20 protein-coding genes and 1 tRNA gene are annotated in these 22,108 nt (G+C 65.2%); 14 read left to right on the forward strand and 7 right to left on the reverse strand.

Features of this window, described 5'->3' with window-relative positions:
• The first annotated feature begins 30 nt into the window (after positions 1–30).
• The 7 genes from J2808_RS01880 to J2808_RS01910 all read left to right on the forward strand — a co-directional run bounded on the left by J2808_RS01880 (position 31) and on the right by J2808_RS01910 (position 10,898).
• Entirely contained in the window at positions 31–1,167 is a 1,137-nt protein-coding gene (locus tag J2808_RS01880) for a GuaB3 family IMP dehydrogenase-related protein (RefSeq protein WP_309810779.1), read from the forward strand.
• An 80-nt stretch (positions 1,168–1,247) separates the two neighbouring features.
• Positions 1,248–2,987: a glycerol-3-phosphate dehydrogenase/oxidase gene (locus J2808_RS01885; RefSeq protein ID WP_309810782.1), complete on the forward strand. Its 1,740-nt coding sequence runs from the start codon at positions 1,248–1,250 to the stop codon at positions 2,985–2,987.
• Between the two features lie 45 nt (positions 2,988–3,032).
• Positions 3,033–3,521 (forward strand): PTS sugar transporter subunit IIA, encoded by a 489-nt coding sequence (locus J2808_RS01890; RefSeq protein ID WP_309810785.1) that lies wholly within the window; start codon positions 3,033–3,035, stop codon positions 3,519–3,521.
• 113 nt (positions 3,522–3,634) lie between these two features.
• On the forward strand, positions 3,635–4,480 hold the full coding sequence (locus J2808_RS01895; protein ID WP_309810791.1) for an SURF1 family protein: 846 nt from the start codon (positions 3,635–3,637) through the stop codon (positions 4,478–4,480).
• On the forward strand, positions 4,477–4,977 hold the full coding sequence (locus J2808_RS01900; protein WP_309810793.1) for a DUF3817 domain-containing protein: 501 nt from the start codon (positions 4,477–4,479) through the stop codon (positions 4,975–4,977). Before J2808_RS01895 ends, J2808_RS01900 begins: the two co-directional genes overlap by 4 nt.
• 103 nt (positions 4,978–5,080) lie before the next feature.
• On the forward strand, positions 5,081–6,670 hold the full coding sequence (guaA, locus tag J2808_RS01905) for a glutamine-hydrolyzing GMP synthase (RefSeq protein WP_309810796.1): 1,590 nt from the start codon (positions 5,081–5,083) through the stop codon (positions 6,668–6,670).
• Positions 6,671–6,797: 127 nt separating this feature from the next.
• Positions 6,798–10,898, forward strand: coding sequence for a DUF4011 domain-containing protein (locus J2808_RS01910; RefSeq protein ID WP_309810799.1), 4,101 nt, complete (start codon positions 6,798–6,800; stop codon positions 10,896–10,898).
• A 31-nt stretch (positions 10,899–10,929) separates the two neighbouring features.
• Here the strand turns inward: J2808_RS01910 and cpaB are convergent, their stop codons facing one another.
• The 3 genes from cpaB to J2808_RS01925 form a co-directional block, all read right to left on the reverse strand.
• Positions 10,930–11,676 carry a Flp pilus assembly protein CpaB gene (gene cpaB, locus J2808_RS01915; RefSeq protein WP_309810802.1) on the reverse strand — a complete coding sequence of 249 codons (747 nt, stop codon included), beginning with the start codon at positions 11,674–11,676 and terminating at the stop codon, positions 10,930–10,932.
• Positions 11,677–11,832: 156 nt separating this feature from the next.
• Positions 11,833–12,096, reverse strand: coding sequence for an FmdB family zinc ribbon protein (locus J2808_RS01920; RefSeq protein ID WP_309810805.1), 264 nt, complete (start codon positions 12,094–12,096; stop codon positions 11,833–11,835).
• Between the two features lie 135 nt (positions 12,097–12,231).
• Positions 12,232–12,852 carry a 5-formyltetrahydrofolate cyclo-ligase gene (locus tag J2808_RS01925; RefSeq protein WP_309810809.1) on the reverse strand — a complete coding sequence of 207 codons (621 nt, stop codon included), beginning with the start codon at positions 12,850–12,852 and terminating at the stop codon, positions 12,232–12,234.
• A 121-nt stretch (positions 12,853–12,973) separates the two neighbouring features.
• Between J2808_RS01925 and galU the strand changes: the two genes are divergently transcribed.
• The 6 genes from galU (at position 12,974) to J2808_RS01955 (ending at position 18,203) form a co-directional block, all read left to right on the forward strand.
• Positions 12,974–13,879, forward strand: a complete 906-nt coding sequence (galU, locus tag J2808_RS01930; protein ID WP_309810812.1) for a UTP--glucose-1-phosphate uridylyltransferase GalU — start codon at positions 12,974–12,976, stop codon at positions 13,877–13,879.
• Positions 13,880–13,884: 5 nt separating this feature from the next.
• Positions 13,885–14,502, forward strand: a complete 618-nt coding sequence (locus J2808_RS01935) for a GNAT family N-acetyltransferase (RefSeq protein WP_309810815.1) — start codon at positions 13,885–13,887, stop codon at positions 14,500–14,502.
• A gap of 106 nt (positions 14,503–14,608) precedes the next feature.
• Positions 14,609–15,538, forward strand: a complete 930-nt coding sequence (locus J2808_RS01940) for a hypothetical protein (protein ID WP_309810818.1) — start codon at positions 14,609–14,611, stop codon at positions 15,536–15,538.
• Between the two features lie 82 nt (positions 15,539–15,620).
• Positions 15,621–15,693, forward strand: a tRNA-Ala gene (locus J2808_RS01945).
• A gap of 224 nt (positions 15,694–15,917) precedes the next feature.
• Entirely contained in the window at positions 15,918–16,406 is a 489-nt protein-coding gene (locus tag J2808_RS01950; RefSeq protein WP_309810821.1) for a DUF805 domain-containing protein, read from the forward strand.
• A 201-nt stretch (positions 16,407–16,607) separates the two neighbouring features.
• On the forward strand, positions 16,608–18,203 hold the full coding sequence (locus tag J2808_RS01955) for an ABC-F family ATP-binding cassette domain-containing protein (RefSeq protein WP_309810823.1): 1,596 nt from the start codon (positions 16,608–16,610) through the stop codon (positions 18,201–18,203).
• A 37-nt stretch (positions 18,204–18,240) separates the two neighbouring features.
• Here the strand turns inward: J2808_RS01955 and corA are convergent, their stop codons facing one another.
• The 3 genes from corA to J2808_RS01970 are packed head-to-tail and all read right to left on the reverse strand — an operon-like array spanning position 18,241 to position 20,158.
• Positions 18,241–19,236, reverse strand: a complete 996-nt coding sequence (gene corA / locus J2808_RS01960; protein WP_309810827.1) for a magnesium/cobalt transporter CorA — start codon at positions 19,234–19,236, stop codon at positions 18,241–18,243.
• Between the two features lies 1 nt (position 19,237).
• Complete coding sequence (locus J2808_RS01965) at positions 19,238–19,663, reverse strand: DUF1761 domain-containing protein (RefSeq protein WP_309810831.1); 426 nt, start codon at positions 19,661–19,663, stop codon at positions 19,238–19,240.
• 9 nt (positions 19,664–19,672) lie between these two features.
• Positions 19,673–20,158, reverse strand: a complete 486-nt coding sequence (locus J2808_RS01970) for an Lrp/AsnC family transcriptional regulator (protein ID WP_309810834.1) — start codon at positions 20,156–20,158, stop codon at positions 19,673–19,675.
• 168 nt (positions 20,159–20,326) lie between these two features.
• Here J2808_RS01970 and J2808_RS01975 point away from each other — a divergent pair, with 168 nt between their 5' ends.
• Positions 20,327–21,565, forward strand: a complete 1,239-nt coding sequence (locus J2808_RS01975) for an MFS transporter (RefSeq protein ID WP_309810836.1) — start codon at positions 20,327–20,329, stop codon at positions 21,563–21,565.
• Positions 21,566–21,582: 17 nt separating this feature from the next.
• Here J2808_RS01975 and J2808_RS01980 read toward each other — a convergent pair whose 3' ends face one another.
• The gene (locus tag J2808_RS01980; protein WP_309810838.1) at positions 21,583–22,086 is read right to left on the reverse strand and encodes an Lrp/AsnC family transcriptional regulator; all 504 of its coding nucleotides are present in this window, start codon (positions 22,084–22,086) and stop codon (positions 21,583–21,585) included.
• Between the last annotated feature and the right edge of the window lie 22 nt (positions 22,087–22,108).

Below are 22,108 nucleotides of genomic sequence, written 5' to 3' on the forward strand. Positions count from 1 at the left end.
TCAGGGCCACGGCTGGGATAACCTAGAGCAGTGACTTACGAGATCGAGATCGGCCGTGGCAAGCGTGGGCGTCGTGCCTACTCCCTGGATGACATTGCGATTGTCCCCAACCGTCGTACCCGCGACCCCAAGGACGTGTCGGTCTCATGGCAGATCGATGCCTACAAGTTCGACATGCCCGTGATCGCGGCACCCATGGATTCGGCCATGTCCCCGGCGACGGCCATTGCCCTGGGCCGGCTGGGCGGACTCGGCGTCCTTGACCTTGAGGGCCTCTGGACCCGCTACGAGGACCCGCAGCCCATTCTTGACGAGATCGGCGCCCTCCAGGACGAGGTCAACAGCCCCGCCGTCACCGGCCGCATGCAGGAGCTCTACCGCGCACCCATCCAGCCGGACCTGATTACCTCCCGCCTCGCCGAAATCCGCGCCGCCGGCGTGACGGTGGCCGGATCGCTCACGCCGCAGCGAACGCAGGAACACTACAAGACCGTGGTGGCCGCCGGCGTCGACATCTTTGTCATCCGCGGCACCACCGTGTCCGCCGAGCATGTTTCGAAAGAAGACGAACCGCTGAACCTGAAGCAGTTCATCTACGAACTCGACGTTCCGGTGATTGTGGGCGGCGCGGCCGGCTACACACCCGCCCTGCACCTGATGCGGACCGGTGCCGCCGGCGTCCTGGTCGGCTTCGGCGGGGGAGCCACCGCCACCACCCGCCGCGCCCTGGGGATCCACTCGCCCATGGCCTCCGCGATCTCCGACGTCGCAGCAGCCCGCCGCGACTACATGGATGAGTCCGGCGGACGCTACGTCCACGTCATTGCCGACGGCGGAATGGGCACCTCGGGTGACATCGTCAAGGCAATCGCCGTGGGCGCCGACGCCGTCATGCTCGGCAGTGCCCTCGCCAGGGCCGAAGAGGCTCCCGGCAAGGGCTGGCACTGGGGCCAGGAGGCCCACCACCTGGAACTGCCCCGCGGGGACCGGGCAAATGTCGGCACGGTCGGGCCACTCGAAGAGGTCCTCTTCGGGCCCGGCCACCACACCAACGGCACGTCCAACCTGATCGGCGCGCTGCGGCGCTCGATGGCCACCACGGGTTACTCGGACCTGAAGGAATTCCAGCGCGTCGACGTCGTGGTGTCCCCTTACACCGGCAACTGACCCGGGGACGCCTGCCCAACCGCGCGGCAAGGAAGTAGTGTGGATTTACTACCGGCAGCAGCGGCAATGGGAGGCGTTCCATGAACAATGTTCCAAACGAAGGCGGTGCCCTGGGCCCCGCAGCCCGGGAAGCATCGATTGCCCGGCTCAGGGCAACGTCCGAGCCCGGCAACGAACTGGATATCCTCATTGTGGGCGGTGGGATCGTCGGTACAGGGGCGGCCCTGGACGCGGTGACCCGCGGCCTCAGCGTGGGGATCGTGGAGGCCAGCGACTGGGCGGCCGGCACGTCCTCCCGGTCATCCAAACTGATCCACGGCGGCCTGCGCTACCTCGAAATGCTGGACTTCGGCCTGGTCAAGGAAGCCTTGCAGGAGCGGGGGCTGCTGCTCTCCGAACTCGCCCCGCACCTGGCCCGGCCGGTGCCCTTCCTCTACCCGCTGACGAAGCCGTTCCTCGAACGGCCGTATGTGGGGGCAGGCATCGCGCTGTACGACCTGATGTCCATCTCCAACGGGCACCGGCGTGGCGTTCCGTTCCACAAGCACCTCAGCCGGCGGGGGACCCTCCGGGCCGCGCCCAGCCTCAAAAAAGATGCCTTTGTGGGGTCGATCCGCTACTACGACGGCCAGGTGGACGACGCCAAATACTGTGCCAACCTCATCCGGACGGCAGCCCACTATGGCGCCCACGCCGTGAACCAGATGGCCGTTGTGGACTTCCTCCGTGAGGGCGAACGTGTGGTGGGTGCCAAGGTGGTCAACCACGAGGACGGCTCGCAGTTCAACATCCGCGCAAAGCAGGTCATCAACGCCACGGGGGTGTGGACTGACGAGACCCAGGCCATGGTGACCGACCGGGGACAGCTGAAGGTCCGGGCGTCCAAGGGCATCCACCTGGTGGTGCCGCGCGACCGGTTCCAGTCCACCGTTGGCCTGATCCTGCGGACCGAAAAATCCGTGCTGTTTGTGATCCCCTGGGGCCGGCACTGGATCATCGGCACCACGGACACCGACTGGCACCTGGACAAGGCCCACCCGGCAGCGTCCAGCAAGGACATCGACTACATTCTCGAACACGTCAACACAGTGCTCAAACGCCCCCTGACCCGGGAAGACGTCGAAGGAGTCTACGCCGGGCTGCGTCCGCTCCTGGCCGGTGAGAACGACTCCACCGCCAAACTGTCCCGTGAACATGTGGTGGCCCATCCCGTGCCGGGCCTGGTAGTAGTGGCTGGCGGCAAATGGACCACCTACCGCGTGATGGCCAAGGACGCGGTGGACGAGGCCACGCGCACCATGGATGAGCGCGTCCCGCCCAGCTGCACCGAAACGATTCCGCTGCTTGGGGCAAGCGGCTTCAAGGCGGCCTGGAACCGCAGGAGCAGGACGGCCGAAGAGTCCGGCGTGCACGTGGCCCGGGTGGAACACCTGCTCAACCGCTATGGCTCCATGACGCCGGAAGTGCTCGCCATCATCAAGGAACGGCCCGAACTGGCCGAGCCGCTGCCCGGCGCCGACGACTACCTGCAGGCGGAGGCTGTCTACGCTGCCACGCACGAGGGTGCCAGGCACGTCCATGACGTCCTGACCCGCAGGACCCGCATCTCCATCGAGGCGTGGGACCGTGGCGTGTCCGCGGTGCCGGTTGTCGCTAAACTGATGGGCGAAGTCCTGGGCTGGAGCGACGTGCAGCGCGAAAGTGAAATAAAGCACTACATTGCACGAGTTGAGGCCGAACGGCTCAGCCAGCAGCAGCCGGACGACGAATCAGCCGACGCCGCACGCCTGGGCGTGGAGGACATTGTTCCCTTGCGCTGAGAGCCATGCGCATCACCACTTCTCGCCTCTCTGAAGGGACATTCCTTGGCGGAACTACTTGACCGGTACGATGCCGACCTGACCACCTCCGATCTGGTGATCCTGGAGCTGGAGGCAACGGATAAAGCGGACGCGGCGGCACAACTCGCGGAACGTCTCTTCGCATCCGGCCGCGTCACGGACCTCCCGGGCTTCCTGGAACACGTCAATGCCCGGGAACACCAGCTCGCCACGGGCCTGCCCGGAGGAATCGGACTTCCGCACGCCCGCAGCGAATTCGTCTCGCGGACGTCCATCGCCGTCGGGATCACCAAGTACGGGCACGCCCTGGACTTCGGCGCCACCGACGGTCCCGCCACCGTCATCCTGTTGATCGCCACCCCGGCAAGCTCGTTTTCCGACCACCTGGAAGTGCTGGCAACCCTGGCCCGGTCTCTTTCGAAGGAGTCGTTCCGCGAGTCCCTCCGCCGGGCCTACGATGCCGAGGTCATCTCCGAGCTGATCAACTCCAGCCTGGTGTTCTTCGACCACTGAAGATTGGGGCAGCAGGGTCCCATACGCCCCGGCTGCCCCACTCCAGGCAGGCCCATTCCGGGCGGGGAGGGCCCGTTTAGTTGTTCTACAGCTGAACGAAGTACCTTTAAAGGGTGTGGAAAACAGCCCTTAAGCCCCGATGGATCGCAGGCCTGGTGTTCGCGATCGCCGTCTCCGGGGTGTTTGTCCTGCTCAGCCAGTGGCAGTTCGGGCGGTCCGTGCAACCCGAGGTTCCGGTCAGTCCGGCCACCGAGCAGACCAGGCCGCTTACGGAGACCCTGGAACCCGGAAACTTCTTCCCCGGATCGGTGTCGGACCAGATGGTCACCGCCGAAGGCTCATACGACGCCGCAAAACAGGTGCTGGTGCCGGGGCGGCTGAAGGACGGCAACAGCGGCTACTGGGTTGTCTCTGCCTTCGCCGTCAAGGGGGCGCCTGCCCTCAGCGGCGTCGCCGCTTCCCCCGAAACATGGATTCCCGTCGCCCGGGGCTGGGTGGCCGATCCCGGCGACGCCGGCGCACCGCCGTCGGGCGCTGTTCAGCTGACCGGACGGCTGATTCCCTCCGAATCGCCGCTCCCGGAGACCGCGCCGGAAGCGGGGCGAGCCACTGCTGTCTCCGTCGCCGAGCTCATCAACTACTGGGACATCAGCAGCTACCCGGGATTTGTCGCCGCCACCTCCGAGGTAACGGGCGGCTCCGACCTGAGCGCGGCGGCAGTTGGCGGAGACCTGAAGCCGCTGAACATCGGACCCCAGCCGCCGGCCCAAAAGGTCAACTGGCTCAACCTCTTCTACTCGCTGGAGTGGGTAGTGTTTGCCGGCTTCGCCCTGTTTATCTGGTGGCGGCTGGTGAAGGACGACTACCGGCGGGACCTCGAAGATGATCTCGACGACCACCATGACACCCCGCCCAGCCAGCCAACTTCTGAACAGCTCGAACAAAAGGTAAAGCCATGATCGAACCGAAGCCCGCCATCCAGCAGGATTCCCCGCAGGGAAAAACCAAGAAGCGCCGCTTCGGCGGTACCGAGGCGCAGATCCGGTCCGCGTTGAAGTTCTATAAGGTGCTGGCCTACCTGACCGGCGCCATGCTGCTGCTCCTGTGCGCTGAGCTGATTGCCCGCTACGCCTTTGGCCAGTACCTGTTCGCGGGCGGGACCAACGCCGTGACCGGGCAGCCGTTCGGCCTGGGCTTTGCAGACGCCGAACCCAAGGGTGTTGAGGGCGGAGCCAACCTTTCCGTCGCCGTGCTGATCGTCCACGGCTGGATGTACGTGGTGTACCTGATCTCCAACTTCCGCCTGTGGTCCCTGATGCGCTGGCCGTTCCTGAAGCTGGTCCTGCTGGCACTGGGTGGCGTGGTGCCGTTCCTGTCCTTCGTGGTGGAGAAGAAGTTCCACGCCGAGGTCGAAGCGGAACTGGCCGCGCACCCGCAGGCTGCACAGCGGTACTGAACCCTGCAACGGCGGCGGGGGCGTCCCGCCGTCGGACGTTCACTGCGTCACACCCACGGGCCTGAAGGTGCGGCGTGGCAACCGCGCAAAGTAGGCTAGTACGGTGACTACTCCCTCTGCATCCCAGACTTCCCAGAAGCCGGTGCTGGTTGTTGACTACGGTGCCCAGTACGCGCAGCTGATTGCCCGCCGCGTCCGGGAAGCGAATGTGTATTCGGAAGTGGTTCCGCATACCTACAGCACCGAGCAGCTCCTGGCCAAGAATCCCGCTGCCATCATCCTTTCGGGTGGCCCGTCCAGCGTGTACGCAGACGGCGCACCCTCCGTCGGTGCCGACCTGTTTGAGGCTGGAATTCCGGTCTTCGGCATCTGCTACGGCTTCCAGGCCATGGCAAACGCGCTGGGCGGCAAAGTCGACAAGACGGGCCTGCGGGAATACGGCTCCACCCAGACCACCATCCTCGGTGAGGGCCGCTCCGTCCTCGAGGGGATGCCGCAGCACCAGAACACGTGGATGAGCCACGGAGACTCCGTGCACGCGGCCCCCGAAGGTTTTGAAGTGCTGGCGACGACGGCGGGCGCTGAAGTGGCTGCCTTCGCCAACGAGGAGAAGTCCCTGTACGGCGTGCAGTGGCACCCGGAGGTGAAGCACTCGGCTTATGGCCAGCAGGTGCTGGAAAACTTCCTGTTCAAGGGCGCCAAGCTGGAGCCCAACTGGACCACGGGGAACATCCTCGAGGAGCAGGTGGACAGGATCCGCAAGCAGATCGGCGATGCCAGGGTCATCTGCGGCCTCTCCGGCGGCGTTGACTCCGCAGTTGCCGCAGCACTGGTGCAGCGCGCGGTCGGCGATCAGCTGACCTGTGTGTTCGTTGACCACGGCCTGCTGCGCGAAGGCGAAGCCGAACAGGTGGAACGCGACTTCGTAGCCGCTACCGGCGTCAAGCTTTACGTTGCGAACGAGCAGGAGCGGTTCCAGGCCGCCCTGGCGGGCGTCAGCGATCCGGAGACCAAGCGCAAGATCATCGGCCGCGAGTTCATCCGCGCGTTCGAGGAAGCCGAGCTGGCCATCATCGCCGAGGCGGCTGCCCACGGTGAAAAGATCAAGTTCCTGGTTCAGGGCACGCTGTACCCCGACGTCGTTGAATCCGGCGGCGGCGAAGGTGCAGCCAACATCAAGAGCCACCACAACGTGGGCGGTCTTCCCGAGGACCTGCAGTTCGAACTCGTGGAACCGCTGCGCGCACTTTTCAAGGACGAAGTCCGTGCCGTCGGCGCCCAGCTGGGGCTGCCCCAGGAAATCGTCGGCCGCCAGCCCTTCCCCGGGCCCGGCCTCGGAATCCGCATCGTCGGCGAAGTCACCAAGGAACGCCTGGACCTGCTCCGCAAGGCGGACGCCATTGCCCGCGCCGAGCTGACCGCGGCCGGCCTGGACAACGATGTGTGGCAGATGCCGGTAGTCCTGCTCGCCGATGTCCGCAGCGTCGGCGTGATGGGCGACGGACGCACCTACGGCCACCCGATCGTCCTCCGTCCCGTGTCGTCTGAAGACGCCATGACGGCCGACTGGTCCCGTTTGCCCTACGACCTCCTCGCCCGGATCTCCAACCGGATCACCAACGAGGTGGAAGGCGTTAACCGGGTGGTGCTGGACGTGACCAGCAAGCCGCCGGGAACCATCGAGTGGGAATAGCAGTGTGAGTGGCCGGTCTCCGTCAGGAGGCCGGCCATTGCTTTTTATCCGTTCAAATCCCGCAATTTGGCCTGACCCAGTGTTGCGGTCTCTCATCCGGGCTCCTTTTGCGGCTACGCTCGAAAGTATGCCGGTATGGTCCAAGGCGTCACGTGCAAACGCAGAAAAGAAGGCAGTAGTGTCAGTTGGTCAAGGCCACCCGGAGGGTTCTGAAGAGCTTGGAAAATGGCTGTCCGGGCTTAAACCCGTCACCGGGGCAGACACCATGCTGCGTTTCACCAAGACCCCCGAAGGTTCAATTGACCTGACCCATGCCCACCCTTCGGGGCTTGCCCAGCTGATGGCGGGCCGCCGCACCAGATTGTCCACCCTGATCCGTGACCACCAGCAGTACGTCGTGGCGGCGCGGGCATCACGGAACATCCGCTCCAAAATCTTCGAACTTGCAAACGACCGCGGTATTGATGCCGGGTACCTGTCCGCAGGCACCGTGGTGTGGACCTCCGCCGTCGGCGGCAAACCCCAGCGCGTTTCAGCTCCGGTCATGCTCACCGCAATTTCGCTCACGGTCCGTCCCGGCGAGGACGACTACGAGCTTCAGCTCACCGAGCAGGCCCACATCAACCCGGCCCTGGTCCGGCACCTGAAGACCATCCACGGCATTGTTTTTGACGTCAACGCAGTCACCCGCCTCGCCTACAGCACCGCCCGCTTCGATCCCCAGCCCGTCCTGGACCGGCTCGCTGGGCTCATCAGGCCCATCCACGGAGCGGAAGCTCAGCACAACCTGCTGGTTTCCACTTTTGCCGATCTTTCCGGCAATCTCGACGACCCCTGGATCAATGCGGGCAACCCACTCATCAACGCGCTGGCCAAGGCAGCCGGCGGCGAAGTGGTTGACGTTGACGAGCCGGACACGTCCCGCTTTCCCAGTCTTGACCAGCGCCACCCCGAGGACGAACTCCTCCTGCTGGATGCCGATCCGGACCAGCAGTACGTCATAGATGCTGCCCGTGCGGGGGACTCCCTGGTGGTCAGCACACCGCCGGGAACCGGCCAGACCCAGACTGCCATCAACACCATCGGCGCCCTGGTGGATGCCGGGCGGTCGGTATTGGTTGTCGGTGACCGCCGGGCCAGCCTCAACGAAATGTCAGCGCAGCTGGAATCGCTGGGCCTGGAATCCATCCTTTTCGAGCTCTCCGGCACAGCCACGCCACAGCAGTTCAAGGCCCAGCTGGTCCGCGCCATCGTGCGGAACGAGAAATCACTCGAACCGCAGTTGGGGAATCTCCACAGGACCCTCACCGAGCACCGGCACGCCCTGATGGACCATGTGGCTTCCCTGCACAACGTGCGCCAGCGCTGGGGCTGCTCGCCGTACCAGGCCATGCAGTCGCTCGCCGAGCTGACGTCCATCCACCCGGCGCCCGCAACCACGGTGCGGCTCAAGCGGAGCGTGCTGGACAGTATCCGCGACCGCAACGAACTTGCCGGCAGGCTGCGCCGCGCCGCGGAGCTTGGCAGTTTCAGCAGGGCGTCCACCACCAGTCCGTGGCACGGTGCCAGGCTCCTCACGCGCAAGGAGACCGAGGAAGCCCAGGAGCTGGCCCGCTCCGTGGCGACGAACCTGCCGGTCCTGCGTGACCGGATGTACAGCGTGGCCGAACACGCCGAGATCCGGCTGGGCACATCCTTCGCTGAATGGGGCGAGCAGCTCGAATTGCTCGTGGCTGTCCGCGAAAGCCTGGATAAGTTCACCCCGGACATCTTCGACAGGCCAGTCCACGACCTGATTTCCGCCACGGCATCCTCTGCCTGGCGCCGGGAGCGGAACGTCGACATGGCATCCATGCAGCGTTCCCGGCTGCGCCGAGTTGCCAAGGAGTACGTCCGTCCTGGCGTCCACATTGCTGATCTCCACAGTTCGCTGGTGCTGGTGCAGGAGCAGCGGGCCCTCTGGTCCGGCTACGCCACCACGCAGCGCCACCCGGCCGTTCCCTCCGGCCTCGCCGAGATGAACGTGTTGTACCGCTCGCTGGACCGGGAACTGACTGAGCTGGGGGAGGCGCTGCAGCACACGAAGGCCGGCGGGTCACTGGCCACCGCCCGCTATGAAGAACTCATGGAGCGGCTGGAGCGGCTGGTGGCGGACACGCACACCCTGAAAACCTTGCCTGAGCGCACGCTGCTCGTGGAAAACATGCGCGAACACGGACTGGGTGAACTTCTCGCCGACCTTGCCAACCGCGAGGTACCCGCAGAGTCCGTGGCCGCCGAGCTCGAGCTCGCCTGGTGGCAGTCCGCCCTTGAAGCGATGATCAGCGGCGACGATTACCTGGCCATGTCCGACGGTGACGCGCTCCGGCAACTGGAAGCCGAATACCGGCTCGCGGACAATGCCCACATCGCCAGCGGGGCAGCGCGCCTGCGCTGGGATCTGTCCGAACGGTGGCGGGCCGCGCTTGCAGAGCACCCCCGCCAGGCCCAGCTGCTGCGCAGCCTGCTCAAGGACGGCAGGGTGACCCTCGCCGCGCTGACGGCACAGGCGCCGGACCTTGTCCCGATGCTCGTACCCGTCTGGTCGGTCAGCCCGTACCTGATGACGGGGCTCCTGCCGGCCGAACAGCGCTTTGATGCGGTGGTCATCCTGGACGCTGAAGCGACATCGCTGCAGGCCGTCCTGCCGTCCATCGCCCGGGCCAAGCAGGTCATTGCGTTCGGTGATGCCAAGATCGCCAGCCCGCGGACTTTCACCGTGGGCGTGGAGCGCCTGGCCGTTGGCGAGTCGCCCCACCAGCGTGTCGAAAGCGCCTATTCCGCACTGTCTGCCGTGCTGCCCGTGTGGCGGCTGAATTTTGTCTACCGCGCCGTGGACGAGGACCTCGTCCTGCAGCTGAGCAAGAATTTTTACGACGACGGCCTCCGCCGGCTCCCCGAAGGACAGGCGGCCACAGGCCTGGACCGGGCCCTGACGGTGGAATACCTGCCGGACGGAACCGGCCTGCCGAGTGCAGACCACGAGGGCGTCGAGTCCGTGGTGGCCGAGGTCAACCGCGTGGTGCAGCTCGTTTTCGAACACGCACGCATGCGCTCCCGCACCTCCCTTGCAGTGGTCACCGCCAGCCTGCGCCACGCGGCCCGGATCGGCGAGTCCATCCGGCTGCAACTGCCCAACCACCCGACCCTGGCCGGGTTCTTCGGCGGCGGGCCGGAGTCGTTCCGGGTGGTTGACCTGGAGCGGGCGCAGGGCCTTGTCCGCGACCACATCATCTTCTCGCCCGGCTTCGGCCGCACCCCTCACGGCAGGGCCCTGCACAACTTCGGGCCGCTCTCCGCCGAGGGCGGCCGTGAAAAGTTCGCCCTCGCCATGACGCGTGCCCGGCGGTCAATCCACGTCCTGACGTGCTTCCAGCCCGAGGACCTCGATCACACCCGGCTTTCGTACGGCGCCGTGGACTTCTACGAGCTCCTGAACCGTGAGATCGCGGGAAAGACGGACCTCGGAACCCCGGCGTCCAGGGCCGCCGCCAGTGAGCAGGCACTCGGGGCCGATCCCCTCGTGGCCGATCTCGGCGACCGGCTGCGCGCCCGTGGCGCCCGGGTCTGGCACCAGTACGACGGCGTCATTGACGTCGTGGCGGCGGCCGACCCGCTGAGCACCATGGGCCAGGACGACGCCGATACCCCGTGGCCGGTAGCGATTGAGTCCGACGGCACGGAGCAGTACCGCACCATGAGCGTCCGCGAGCGGAGCCGCCTCCGCCCGCAACTGCTGGAACGGATGGGCTGGCGGTACATGCCGCTGTGGACCATCGAAGTCTTCACGGACCCGTCCACCTGCGCCGACCGCATTGCAGGTTACCTGGGCCTTGAAAATGTCCTCGCACCGGGCCGGGGCACCGCCTCCGGAGGATTCTTTGACGAGGACGTGGATTCGTTCACGCCGGGAACCGCGGAAAATGACGAATACCAGGCCGAACGCCTGGACAGTGAGGAGATGGTTACCGTGGTCCCACAGAACCCCGGCCAGGCCGGTACTGACGGCAATGACCAGCCGGACACCGAAGGCACCGGGCAGGCGCCAGCACCGGAAGACCAGCAGGCAGGTGCCGCAGACATCCTGCCGAACAAAGCTGCGGAGGATGACCCCAGGAACTGGGGCGATGACGCGGACAACGATCACGATGCCTGGCTGAAGGAAAACAAGCCGCCGCACTGGGGATAAAAAGGCAACGGCTGAGACCGGCCACGCTGCGTTACCCCGCCGCGCCCGGGGGACCCACCAGGACAAAAAACAGCTTGCCCTGCGTGGACGCGCCCGCCAGCCGGGCGGCCTGTTCAGGGGCGGCCGCCACCACAATCAGTCCGTCGGACTCGCCTGTGCCGAGCCACTGCCCCGTCTTGCCGCCCTGCCCGGAAGTCCAAAGGACAGCTACGGACGAAGCGAGCACTTCAGCGGGGGTGTTCTGGTCGTAGCCGTTGGTGCCGGTCAGCACCACGTTGACCAGCTGCCCGGGCGATACCAGCTGGATGGAGGAAGGATCTGCCATCCTCAACGGCACGGCAGCAGAGCCTGGCGGCGTTCCGGTCAGGAGGCCGGGCCCCAGCAGTTGGGAATCGGTCAGCAACTGGCCCTTCCGCAGCGGGGCTGCCAGCTGCTTGCCCGTGGCTTCGCTGGCGTGGGTCAGTGACCCGGCGTTGACCATCTGCGGCGGAATCTTCACCGGCGTCAGGTCGGCTGCTGCCAACGCCGAGCCTGCGGGCAGGTCCCGCGCTGCGGCCAACGCCGTAGCCGTGTCGGCAGGCGGGGGAGTGAGCTGATGGACAGTGATCCCGGCAGCGAGGCAAAGCAGGAGCGCAATGGCGAGACGTCGGTTCCGGCTAAGCCACGACCCAAGTCTCTGTCTGCCGCGGCGGCTGGTGCGTCGTGCCGGAAGCGGGTGGCGGACCGCACGTGGTGGCGGGGCGGACCGGCGGCTGGGGCGGAAGAGGGTGGCGGGCATGGGACCCACGCTACGTTCGGAGCACGGCGCCGGACAGCAGAAAAGGTGCCTATGTGGACAACTGCTCCGACGGCGTCGGACGCTGCCTTCGACAGCGCGCCGGCACCCGGCTTGGCGGGGGCAGTTCAGCCCGCGATGAGAGGGAGGAAGTAAACGTCAGCTGGCAGCGGCAGCGGCAGGTGCCGGTGCAGCAGCCGGGGCGGGTGCGGCGGCGGGCGCCGCAGAAACCGTGCTTCCCTTGGCGTCCCTGGAGTCGGTCCGGTAGAAACCGGAGCCCTTGAAGACCACACCCACGCTGTTGAACTTCTTGCGCAAGGCCCCCTGGCACTCCGGGCATGACGTCAGGGTGCTGTCAGTGAACGACTGGAAAACGTCGAAGGCGTGGCCGCAATCCTTGCAGGCGTAGGCGTAAGTGGGCACTGATGATCCTCCTCTGGAGCAAACGAGAGGTCCTGTGCCGTGATGAACGGAAACCGTCCATTAGCAGTCGCAGGGCCTGAGTGCCAATTCTATCACCCCCGGCCGGCGGACCCTCCAGAGCGCCGGGAGCGGCTGTCAGGACGGGTCCGTCAGTGCAACCAAACCGGACTGCGTCAGGGCAACAGGAACTTTCCGGTCAAACTCTTCGGCCGGAATGGTCCCGGCGGGCAGCACTTCGGAATCGAAGACGATGGCCGCCAGCGGTATGTCCAGCCCTTTACTGTCCAGTGAGCCCAGCAGGACATCGTAGTACCCGCCGCCCTGGCCGATCCGGTTCCCGCTCCGGTCCACGGCCGTGGCCGGGATGAAGAGCCCTGCCACTGACGCCATGACGTCCGTGTCGTGGCGGGCGCCGCCGGGTTCCATGACAGGGGCAAAGCGGCTCCGGACGAACTCGGCCGCGGGAGTCCAGTGTGCCCAGCTCAACCGGCGGCCAGGCTCACAGATGGGGAGCAGGACGGTGTGGCCGTGGCGGTGGAGTTCGCGGATCAGGGGCAGGGTGGGCGGCTCGGGGTCAACCCCGAAATAGGCGCAAAAAGTCGACGGCGTTCCGCCGGTCAACTGTTCGGCCCAGGCAACGCCGTGGACGGCCAGGGCGGCGCCCGCCGCGTCGCGCTGGTCCGGTTTCGTGGAGAGCCGGTGCTCGCGGTGGCGGGCACGGATGCCCTCTTTGACCACACTGTTGCCGTCGGACATGCCGTTCCCTCTTTCACGTGCCGTTGAGCCGCTGTGCCGCCTGCGGTGCGCTGATGCAGCGCCCTGGAGCCGGACCGGCCAATAATTACTGAATGATCAGCCCCTCCGTTAGATTAGTCCAGTGACTACCTCTCAGCAGACAGTACGCAAGGCCGTAATTCCCGCTGCAGGCCTCGGCACCAGGTTCCTGCCGGCCACCAAAGCGATGCCCAAGGAAATGCTCCCGGTGGTGGACAAGCCAGCCATTCAGTACGTCGTTGAAGAGGCCGTCAACGTTGGTCTCAACGACATCCTGATGATCACCGGACGCAACAAGCGCGCCCTCGAGGACCACTTCGACAGGGTTCCTTCGCTGGAGGACACCCTGGAAGCCAAGGGGGACCTGGCAAAGCTTGAGTCAATCCAGGCAGCCAGCAACCTCGGTGACATCCACTACGTCCGCCAGGGTGATCCCAACGGCCTGGGCCACGCGGTACTTCGCGCCAAGCAGCACGTCGGCAACGAACCGTTTGCTGTCCTCCTCGGCGACGACCTGATCGACGCCCGGGATGAACTCCTCAGCACCATGATTGAAGTCCAGGCCAAGACGGGCGGATCAGTAGTTGCCCTCATCGAGGTGGAGCCGTCCCAGATCAGTGCGTACGGGTGCGCCGACGTTCAGGCCATCGACGGTGAAGGTTACGTCAGGATCAACAAGCTCGTCGAAAAGCCCGAGGTTGATGAGGCACCCTCAAACCTGGCCGTCATTGGCCGTTACGTCCTGCACCCCGAAGTTTTTGAGGTGCTCGAGCGCACCGGTCCGGGCCGCGGCGGGGAAATCCAGCTGACGGACGCGCTTCAGGAACTGGCTGCGGGTGAAGGCGACGGCTACGGCGTCTACGGAGTGGTCTTCCGCGGCCGCCGTTACGATACCGGTGACAAGCTCAGCTACCTCAAGGCCTGCGTCATGCTCGCCATTGACAGCGACGACCTCGGTCCTGGCCTGCGCGAATGGCTGCCGGGCTTTTCTGCCGGCCTCGCTAAATAGCTGCCGTGCGTCCCGGACCAATCTGGCCCGCCACCCTGGAGTGCGGTGACCTGATCCTGCGTCCCATCAGGTACCGGGACAAGAGGGAATGGACAGAGGTCCGGTCACGCAACCGGGAGTGGCTGGCGCCTTGGGAAGCTTCCAACCCGGCGCCCGGTGGCGCCCTGCCGGACTATCGGCAGATGGTTCGGTCGCTCAAGATCCAGGCCGCCCAGGGCACGGCCTTGCCGTTCCTGATCACCGAGCGGGTTCCGAGGTCCGCCTCGCCGATCATCGTGGGCCAGTTGACGGTGTCATCGATCATGTGGGGCTCGGCCATGATGGCAACGCTGGGTTATTGGGTTGACCAGGCACGGGCGGGCCACGGCATTGCGCCCACGTCCGTTGCCATGGCCACCGATCATTGCTTCCAGGCCCTGGGCCTGCACCGGATGGAGATTAATATCCGGCCCGAGAACGGACCCAGCCTGCGCGTTGTTGAGAAGCTGGGCTTCCGCGACGAGGGCTACCGGCCCCGCTACCTTCACATTAACGGGGAATGGGCTGACCACCGGACTTTCGCCTTGACGGCCGAGGAAGTTCCCGAAGGACTCCTCAACCGGTGGCTGGCGTCCCGGGCCTGACGTCCAAGCACTTCCGAGGTCATAAATCCATTGATTTGGTACGTTGCCCGCGACACACCGAGGCTAATGCGGGTGTGGCTGACCTAATACTCATACGGTTTTGAATGTGGACTTCCCCCTTAGCAGCTCCGTGATCCTTGTGGTTGCCGTTGTGCTCTGGATCGTCTGGGTTGCGCCCTACGTCCTGCGGAACCGACGGCACCAGTTCCAGGCCGCTGCCGAGTATTTGGCGGACGTGCCACGTATTGAATCATCGGACCCGAGAGCCGGGACGGTCATGAACATTACCGCCCAGCAGGAGAAAGCCATGGATATCAGGAAGAGCCCCACAACCGCAGCCGCACCATCCGGCAGTGCGACCACGGGCGCGTTCCGGATCCGATATGGGCGGACAGGCATCGCCCTCGCCGGTGTTGCGGCACTGCTCACTGCTTTTGTTTCGGGCGTCCTGCTGCTGTTCGGCCTTGGCACTGCCTTGCTGCCCCTTGCCGGTCTGGCTGTCACCGTTTCGGCCGTCGTGTTGCTGCGCTTCCTGGCAGTGCGGGAACGGAAAGCCAAAGTGGACCGCGCCTTCCGCTCCGCCATGAGCGCGCCGGTCCGGCACAAGGAACCCCGGGCCGACGCGACGGACTCGCCGAGGCCGGTGTACAAGCCGGAAAGCCGGCTCTTTGACGCCGAGGCACACGAACCCGCCCCAAAGCCCCTCACCGCAATGGAACTCCGGGAAGCCGCTTTGGCCGTGGCTGTAGCCGCGGGGGATACAAGCGCCGCCACCGCGGTCCCCATGGCAAAGCCTGCTGACACCACCTGGGAACCTGTGGAGGTGCCGAAGCCTGTGTACGTCGAGGCAGCCAAGGCCGAGCGTCCGGCGCCCCAGCCGCTTGATCTGCCCGAGGCACCGAAGGCTGCGGGCAAGCCCTCCCTCAAGCAGGGGACTCCGGCCGCTATCCCCGCCGCGCAGCCGGCCAAGCCCCTTACGAAGGCCCAGAGCGCCCTGAGCAACCTTGACGACGTCCTGCAGCGCCGCCGCGCCTGATCCGCCAATTGGCAATGCGCAGGGAAAATTTGTAGCCTAAGTTCACCGGTGCCGCCGTTCTCCCGGGAACGCGGACTATTCCGGGGCTATAGCTCAGTTGGTAGAGCGCTTCGTTCGCATCGAAGAGGTCAGGAGTTCGAATCTCCTTAGCTCCACTCCAGGAAATCCCGGCTGAACTGCGGAAACGCAGATCAGCCGGGATTTTTGTTTTGACTGGGAAGAAGCTGGTCTTCGCCGGCGTGGTATGACAGCATTCGGGCTTAGAGTGTGCTCTCCTCGTTGCCGGATTTCAGCCCCAGTATGTCCACCGAATGGAATTTTGTCCCTGGCGCGGCATAGGATGGGCGTGTCTCGTACATCAAAATTTCCGGGGGAAACCATGAGCTATCCGCAATACCCGCAGCAGACACAGCCGCAGGCCATCAAGGGCGGCGACGTGCCGCTTTGGGCACCCTACTATGGCGCTTCGTTCCCGATAGCCGCCAAGCGCTTCTTCAAGAAGTACGCCACGTTCTCAGGCCGGGCCAGCAGGAGCGAATACTGGTGGTGGATGCTGGCGGCCGTCGCCGTGAGCATCGTCCTGAACACCATCGTCGGCTTGGGAACCACCGCAGCCACGAGCCTCGGCGACGCCCCGACTTACGGTCCTGTTGCCATCTTCGGTTACATACTGCTGGTCATCTGGGGACTGGCGACTCTCGTCCCGTCTCTGGCCCTGACAGTGCGCAGGCTGCACGATGGCAACTTCAGCGGCTGGCTGCTGCTCCTCGTGTTGGTGCCGTTCCTGGGCGCCCTCGCCGTACTGGTCTTCACGATTCTGCCGTCCAACCCGGCCGGGCAGCGGTTTGACCAGCCGGGCCGCGTCTAAGGGCACTAAAGGTTCAGCAGGAACCAGTTGAACCAAACAACACTGAAGGGCCTGTCCTGTGACAGGCCCTTCGTGCTGCGCCTTGAGGGCCCGCTGCATTCACGTTCGATCGGGACGTGGCGGCTATCGATTTCGTGAGAGAGTGGATGCGGCCGAATCGCTGTCTGCCGCCACTAACCAACACTGGATTGGACACCATCAATGAGTTTGATCCGGCTGAATGACGTCAACGTCAGCTTCGACAACGCGCAGGTACTCCGCGAAGCCTTCTTCAAACTTGAGGCCGGAGACCGCGTGGGGCTGATCGGAAAGAATGGCTCAGGCAAGTCCACCATCCTCAAACTCATCCAGGGCCAGGTGGCTCCCGATACCGGGACCGTCGCCGTGGAGCTGGGAACCATGACCGCCTACTTCTCCCAGTTCTCAGAGCTGAACGGCGATTCAACAATTTCCGAGGTCCTGGACGGCCTGTTTGCCCATGTGAAAGAGATCGAGGCCGAACTGGCCGGAATCGACGCGGCCATCGCGGCCGATTCCTCGGACGGCGCAAGGCTTGATGAGCTGATCCACCGCCAGTCCGAGCTGTTTGAGGCCATGGACCGGCTCAATGGCTGGGACTACCCGCGCAGCATCGACAAGGTGTTGACCACCCTGGGATTCAGCGACCACCACCGCACGTGCGCCATCGATGAACTATCCGGCGGTTGGCGGAACCGGGCAGCCCTGGCAAAGATCCTGCTCGAAGCCCCGGACGTGCTGCTGCTTGACGAGCCCACCAACTACCTGGACGTGGCCGGCGTCGAATGGCTTGAAGGCTGGTTCCGGTCGTTCAAGGGTGCCGCGATCATCGTCTCGCACGACCGGAAGTTCCTGGACTCCGTTGTCACCCGCATCATCGAGGTGGAGAACTTCCACCTGCACGAGTACCCGGGGAACTTTGCCGAGTACGTGGTGGCCAAACAGTTCCGGCTGAAGAGCCTGGAGAGCCAGTTTGTGCACGAGTCGGAACTGCTCGCTTTCGAAGCCGAAGGCATTTCCGACCGCCGCGAGGCAGCCAAGGCGGCCGGCAAAGGACTGGCGAACCAGCTGGCCAGGATCAAGAAGAGCAGGGCGCCCCGGCCCGTGGACCAGATCATCACGGAGATCTACGGCGGTCTCTACGTCAAAGACGTCCTGTGCCGCGTGGAGTCGCTCAGCAAGGCGCACGGGGGCAGGACGCTGTTCAGCGGCCTGAGTTTCGAAATCGGGCGCGGCCACCGGATCGCGGTCATCGGAGCCAACGGCAGCGGCAAAACCACGCTGCTCCGGGCGCTGACCGGGGAAGAGCCCGCTGACGCCGGCACCGTGGCCTGGGCCAAAGGCGCGGGCATGGTCTCGTACAACCAGGTGCTGGAAGAATTGGACGACGACGACACGGTCACCCATGCGGTCAACGCGATGCCGGACAGCCTGGCCCTGACGGCGACGAAGAAATCCGTCAACAGGTTCCTGGCGATGTTCCAGTTCTCTGAGGCCGACCTCAAGCAAAGAATCGGCAACCTCTCCGGCGGCCAGCGTGCCAGGGTGGCGATGGCCCAGTGCCTGCTCTCGGGCGCTTCTGTGCTCCTGCTGGATGAGCCCACAAACCACCTTGACCTCTCCAGCACCCAGGTCATGGAGCGTGCGCTGCTGCACTTCCCGGGAGCCGTAGTGGTGGTCAGCCACGACCGCTTCTTCACAGAGAAGATCGCGAACCGCCGTCTGGTGTTCAGCGCTGCGGCCTCGGGCCACGGTGCCGTGGACCTGCAAGCCAGCTGAACCCTGCAAGCCGGCTGAGCCGTGCGGGCCAGCTGGCTTAGAGCCAGCCCTTCCGTTTGAAGATGGCGTACATGAGGGCTGCTGTGCCTGCCATCAGCACCACGGCCAGGGGGTAGCCCAAGGTCCAGTGCAGTTCTGGCATGTAGTCGAAGTTCATGCCGTATACCCCCGCCACGAACGATGGCGCGAAGAAGATCGCCGCCCAGGATGAGATCTTCTTGACCTGTTCGTTCTGTTCGGCGCTGGCCTCGCTCTGCCGGTTGGCGGTCAGGGTCCCGTCCAGTGTGAGGGCGTTCTGCAGCAGGTCGCGGAAGGAATCCGCACGGGAGATCACCCGTTCCACGTGATCCTCCACGTCACGCAGACTGTGCTGCAGTTCGGAATCCACACCGTACTTTTCGAAGCCCCGTTTGAGTTGTTCCATTAGCTCAGGCAGGGGATGGATGGCGCGCTGGAACTGGATGACTTCGCGGGCGAGTTCATAGATCCGGCGGGACACTGTGGTGTCGCCGCTGAACAGTTGGTCTTCGATCTCGTCGATGTCGTTTTCCAGGCCGGCCACTACGGGTGCGTAGTCATCCACCACCATGTCCAGCAGGGCGTAGAGGACCGCTTCGGGGCCGTGCCGGAGCAGATCGGGGCGGCCCTCCAGGCGGCGCCGCACCCGCGCGACCCCTGCCGTTTCGGCGTGGCGGATAGTGACGACATAGTTACGCCCGGTGAAGATGTGCAGCTCGCCGAACTCCACGGTCTCGGTTTTATCCAGGTACCGCGCCGGCCGGAGCACCGTGAACAGGTGGTCATCATAGCGCTCCAGCTTGGGCCGCTGGTGCGCCGAAATGGCATCCTCCACCGCGAGGTCATGCAGCCCGAACTCGCTGGCCACCGCTGCCATTTCCGCCGCAGTGGGACGGTACAACCCGATCCAGGCCATGCCGCCATGGTGGGCGAGGGTCTCGAAGGTCTGCTCCAGGCTCTCAGGCTCTGCGCTGCGGACGCCGTCCACGTAGACGGCGTTGTCGATGATGGTCACGTCAGGACATGGCCCCGATGATGGCGCCGGCCACCGTCATGGCCAGCAGGTCGTGGCCCGAATCGATCAGCGTGACTGCAACGGGGCGGCCGGCGAAGCCGTTGTGGATGACATGGCCGCCAGCGCGGAACACTAGCGCCAGCACCAGGGCGAAGCAGCCGGCCGCCACGGCAGTGTCCAGGCCCAGCGTGCTGATCAGGACAGCCAGCAGGACGGCCGTCAGGGCCGCAGCCACCATCATGGGAATCCAGATTCCGGCACCGCCGCTCATGGTTTTGAGGTCCTCTTCGCTCTTTCCAATGGCGGCCATCCACCGTTTGCCCAGGACGGCGGGCATATACCAGACAAAGCCGATGGCCATGCTGGAGATGAAAGCCAGAAGCACGGCGAGCCAGTTGATCTGTGAAATGTGTGAGAGCCAATCCATCCTCGAATCCTAGCCTTTGCCCGGCACGGCTTGAGCGAGACGGCTGACCAGGGGCTCGGTCCGGTACGGAATGTGGGTGTGGAGAGCCAGGACTGTCTCGGTCCGGATGACACCCTTGATTCGGAGGATCTGGCGGAGGGCTGACTGCAGATTATGCGTATCGGTGGCCACGACGCGGCACCACACGTCGCCCCGGCCCGAGATCTCGTGGACCTCCAAAACCTGGGGCAGCAGGCGGAGGGCGCCCACCACTCCGTCCAACTCCCGGTGTGTCACTTCGATCGTGACGAAAGCGACGACGTCGTACCCCACCGCCGCGAGGTCCACCTCGCGTCCGCCGTTGTGCAGCACGCCGGCGCGGAGGAGGCGACGGACCCGCGACTGCGCCGTGTTCCGGGCAATCCCCAGTGCCTCGCTGAGGTCGCCGATCTGGATGCGGGGATCGCGGATGAGTTCCAGCAGGACCTTCAGGTCGGTGGGGTCGAGATTATTCAAACTGTCACTTTCGGTTACCAGCAGTGCAAATAGTTGCCTGTTTTGCTCAATTGTTCCATGAAGAATGGTCCTATCCGGCAGGAATGGCCCAGAATTTTGGTTATCCATTTGTATCCGGAGCGCGGTACCCACAAGGACCTCCCGCCCGGCAGACGCCAAGGCAGCGCAATGACAGTATTCAGTGAACTCCGCATGCGTCCGGCCACCGCCGGGCGCCATGGCTGGAATGCATCCACCACCTCACGGCTGGTGATGGCCGGTGCCGTCATCTCCCTGCTGCTGGTGGGCGCGAACCTGGCCACACCCCTCTACCCGTTGCTCCAGGCAAACCTGGGCCTCTCGCCGCTCGGTGTCACTGCGGCCTTTGCCAGCTACGTCCTGGCCCTCGTGGCCACCCTGATGCTGGCTGGCCACTGGTCGGACCACATCGGCAGGCGGGCTGCCCTCATTCTTGCCGTCCTCGCGGGTTTGGCAGGCGGCTGGGTGTTCTCGCAGGCGGACAACCTGGTGGCGCTGTCCGCTGGCCGTGCGATGCAGGGTGTGGCCGTCGCCCTGGCCACCGGAGCCAGCGCTGCCGCACTGCGGGAACTGCTTCCGTCCCGCCCGGAGTGGGCGTCCCGTTTCACCCTGCTGGCGACGGCAGGCGGCGTGGCCGCCGGCCCCGTCATCGGCGGCCTGCTGTCCATGCTGCCGGGGCCCACTACTGCGCCGTACTACGTTCACTCGGTAGTGCTGGCCGGCATGCTCGTGCCACTGTTCCTGCTGAACGCCCGGCCGGCCATCAACCCGCCGGCCGGGCTACGGCCCATCGTGGTCCTGGCTCCACGCCGGCCATCGGTGTCCACGGAGGCGAGGGGTGCGTTCTGGCTTGCGGCCGCCGTCGGATTCCTCAGCTTTTCAGTTTTTGGTTTTTGCCTGTCGCTGGCGCCCGGCTATTTCGCCCAGATCGTGCACACGGACTCGCGTCCGGTGATCGGCGCCCTGGCCGGGATGACGCTTGCCGCCTCGGCGCTGAGCCAGCTGATGGCGGTGCGGGGCCGCTTTGTGGTTCCGGCAGGGCTGACGGTTCTGGGAATCTCCGTGGTGCTGCTGGCGGCAGCGTCCGTCTGGCACAGCCTGCCCCTGCTGGTGGCGGCGAGCGTGTGTGCAGGGCTAGGCCAGGGCGTCGCCTTCCGCACGGTCTTCAATGACGTGGCTGCCAAGGTGGAGGTTTCACACCATGCGCAGGTCATCAGCACGGTTTACGTCATCACGTACCTTGGCAGCGCGGTTCCGGTCATCGGGCTGGGTTGGGCCACCGCCGTGTTTGGGCTGCAGGCAGCGGTGACGGCGTTTGTGCTGGTGTGCTGCGTCGCCGCACTGGCGCTCGCGGCCCTGACATTCAGCACGGCTGTGCGGCAGCGCTAGGCCGGCCGCCGGCACGCCTAGTCCGGCAGCGGACCGTGGTTGCCCTGGATGTGCTCGAAGACAAGGGTGGTTTCGGTGTGGCCCACCACGGGGTCGGTGGCGAGGTTGTCCAGGACCCAGTCCCGCAGGTCCTCGGTGCTTCCGACGGCGATGTGCAGGAGGTAGTCCACGGAACCTGAGGTGTGGAAAGTGGACAGGACAGCCGGCAGGTGCGGCACCCGGGCGGTAAAGCGGTCGATCTGGTCCCGGTCATGGGCCCTGAGCCTGACAGCCACCAGCGCCTGGACGGACCGGCCGATCGCCGAGAGGCTGAGTTTTGCTTCGAAGCCCTGCACGATGCCGCGCTCGGACAGGGCACGGGTCCGCATCAGCGCCGTGGATGGGGCGATTCCCACCAGCTCAGCCAACTGCTTGTTGGAGATCCGGGCATCCTCCACCAGAGCGGCGAGAAGCCGCTCGTCAATAGCGTCCAGCGGCTCGAAGTGGCTGCCCGGGCGGATGTTTTTTGGATTGCTGCTCATGGGATCTCCTCATATGTCCTTG

Origin of the sequence: Pseudarthrobacter sulfonivorans (genome assembly GCF_031454915.1) — a bacterium.
In the GTDB taxonomy this organism is placed as follows: Bacteria; Actinomycetota; Actinomycetes; order Actinomycetales; family Micrococcaceae; genus Arthrobacter; species Arthrobacter sulfonivorans_C.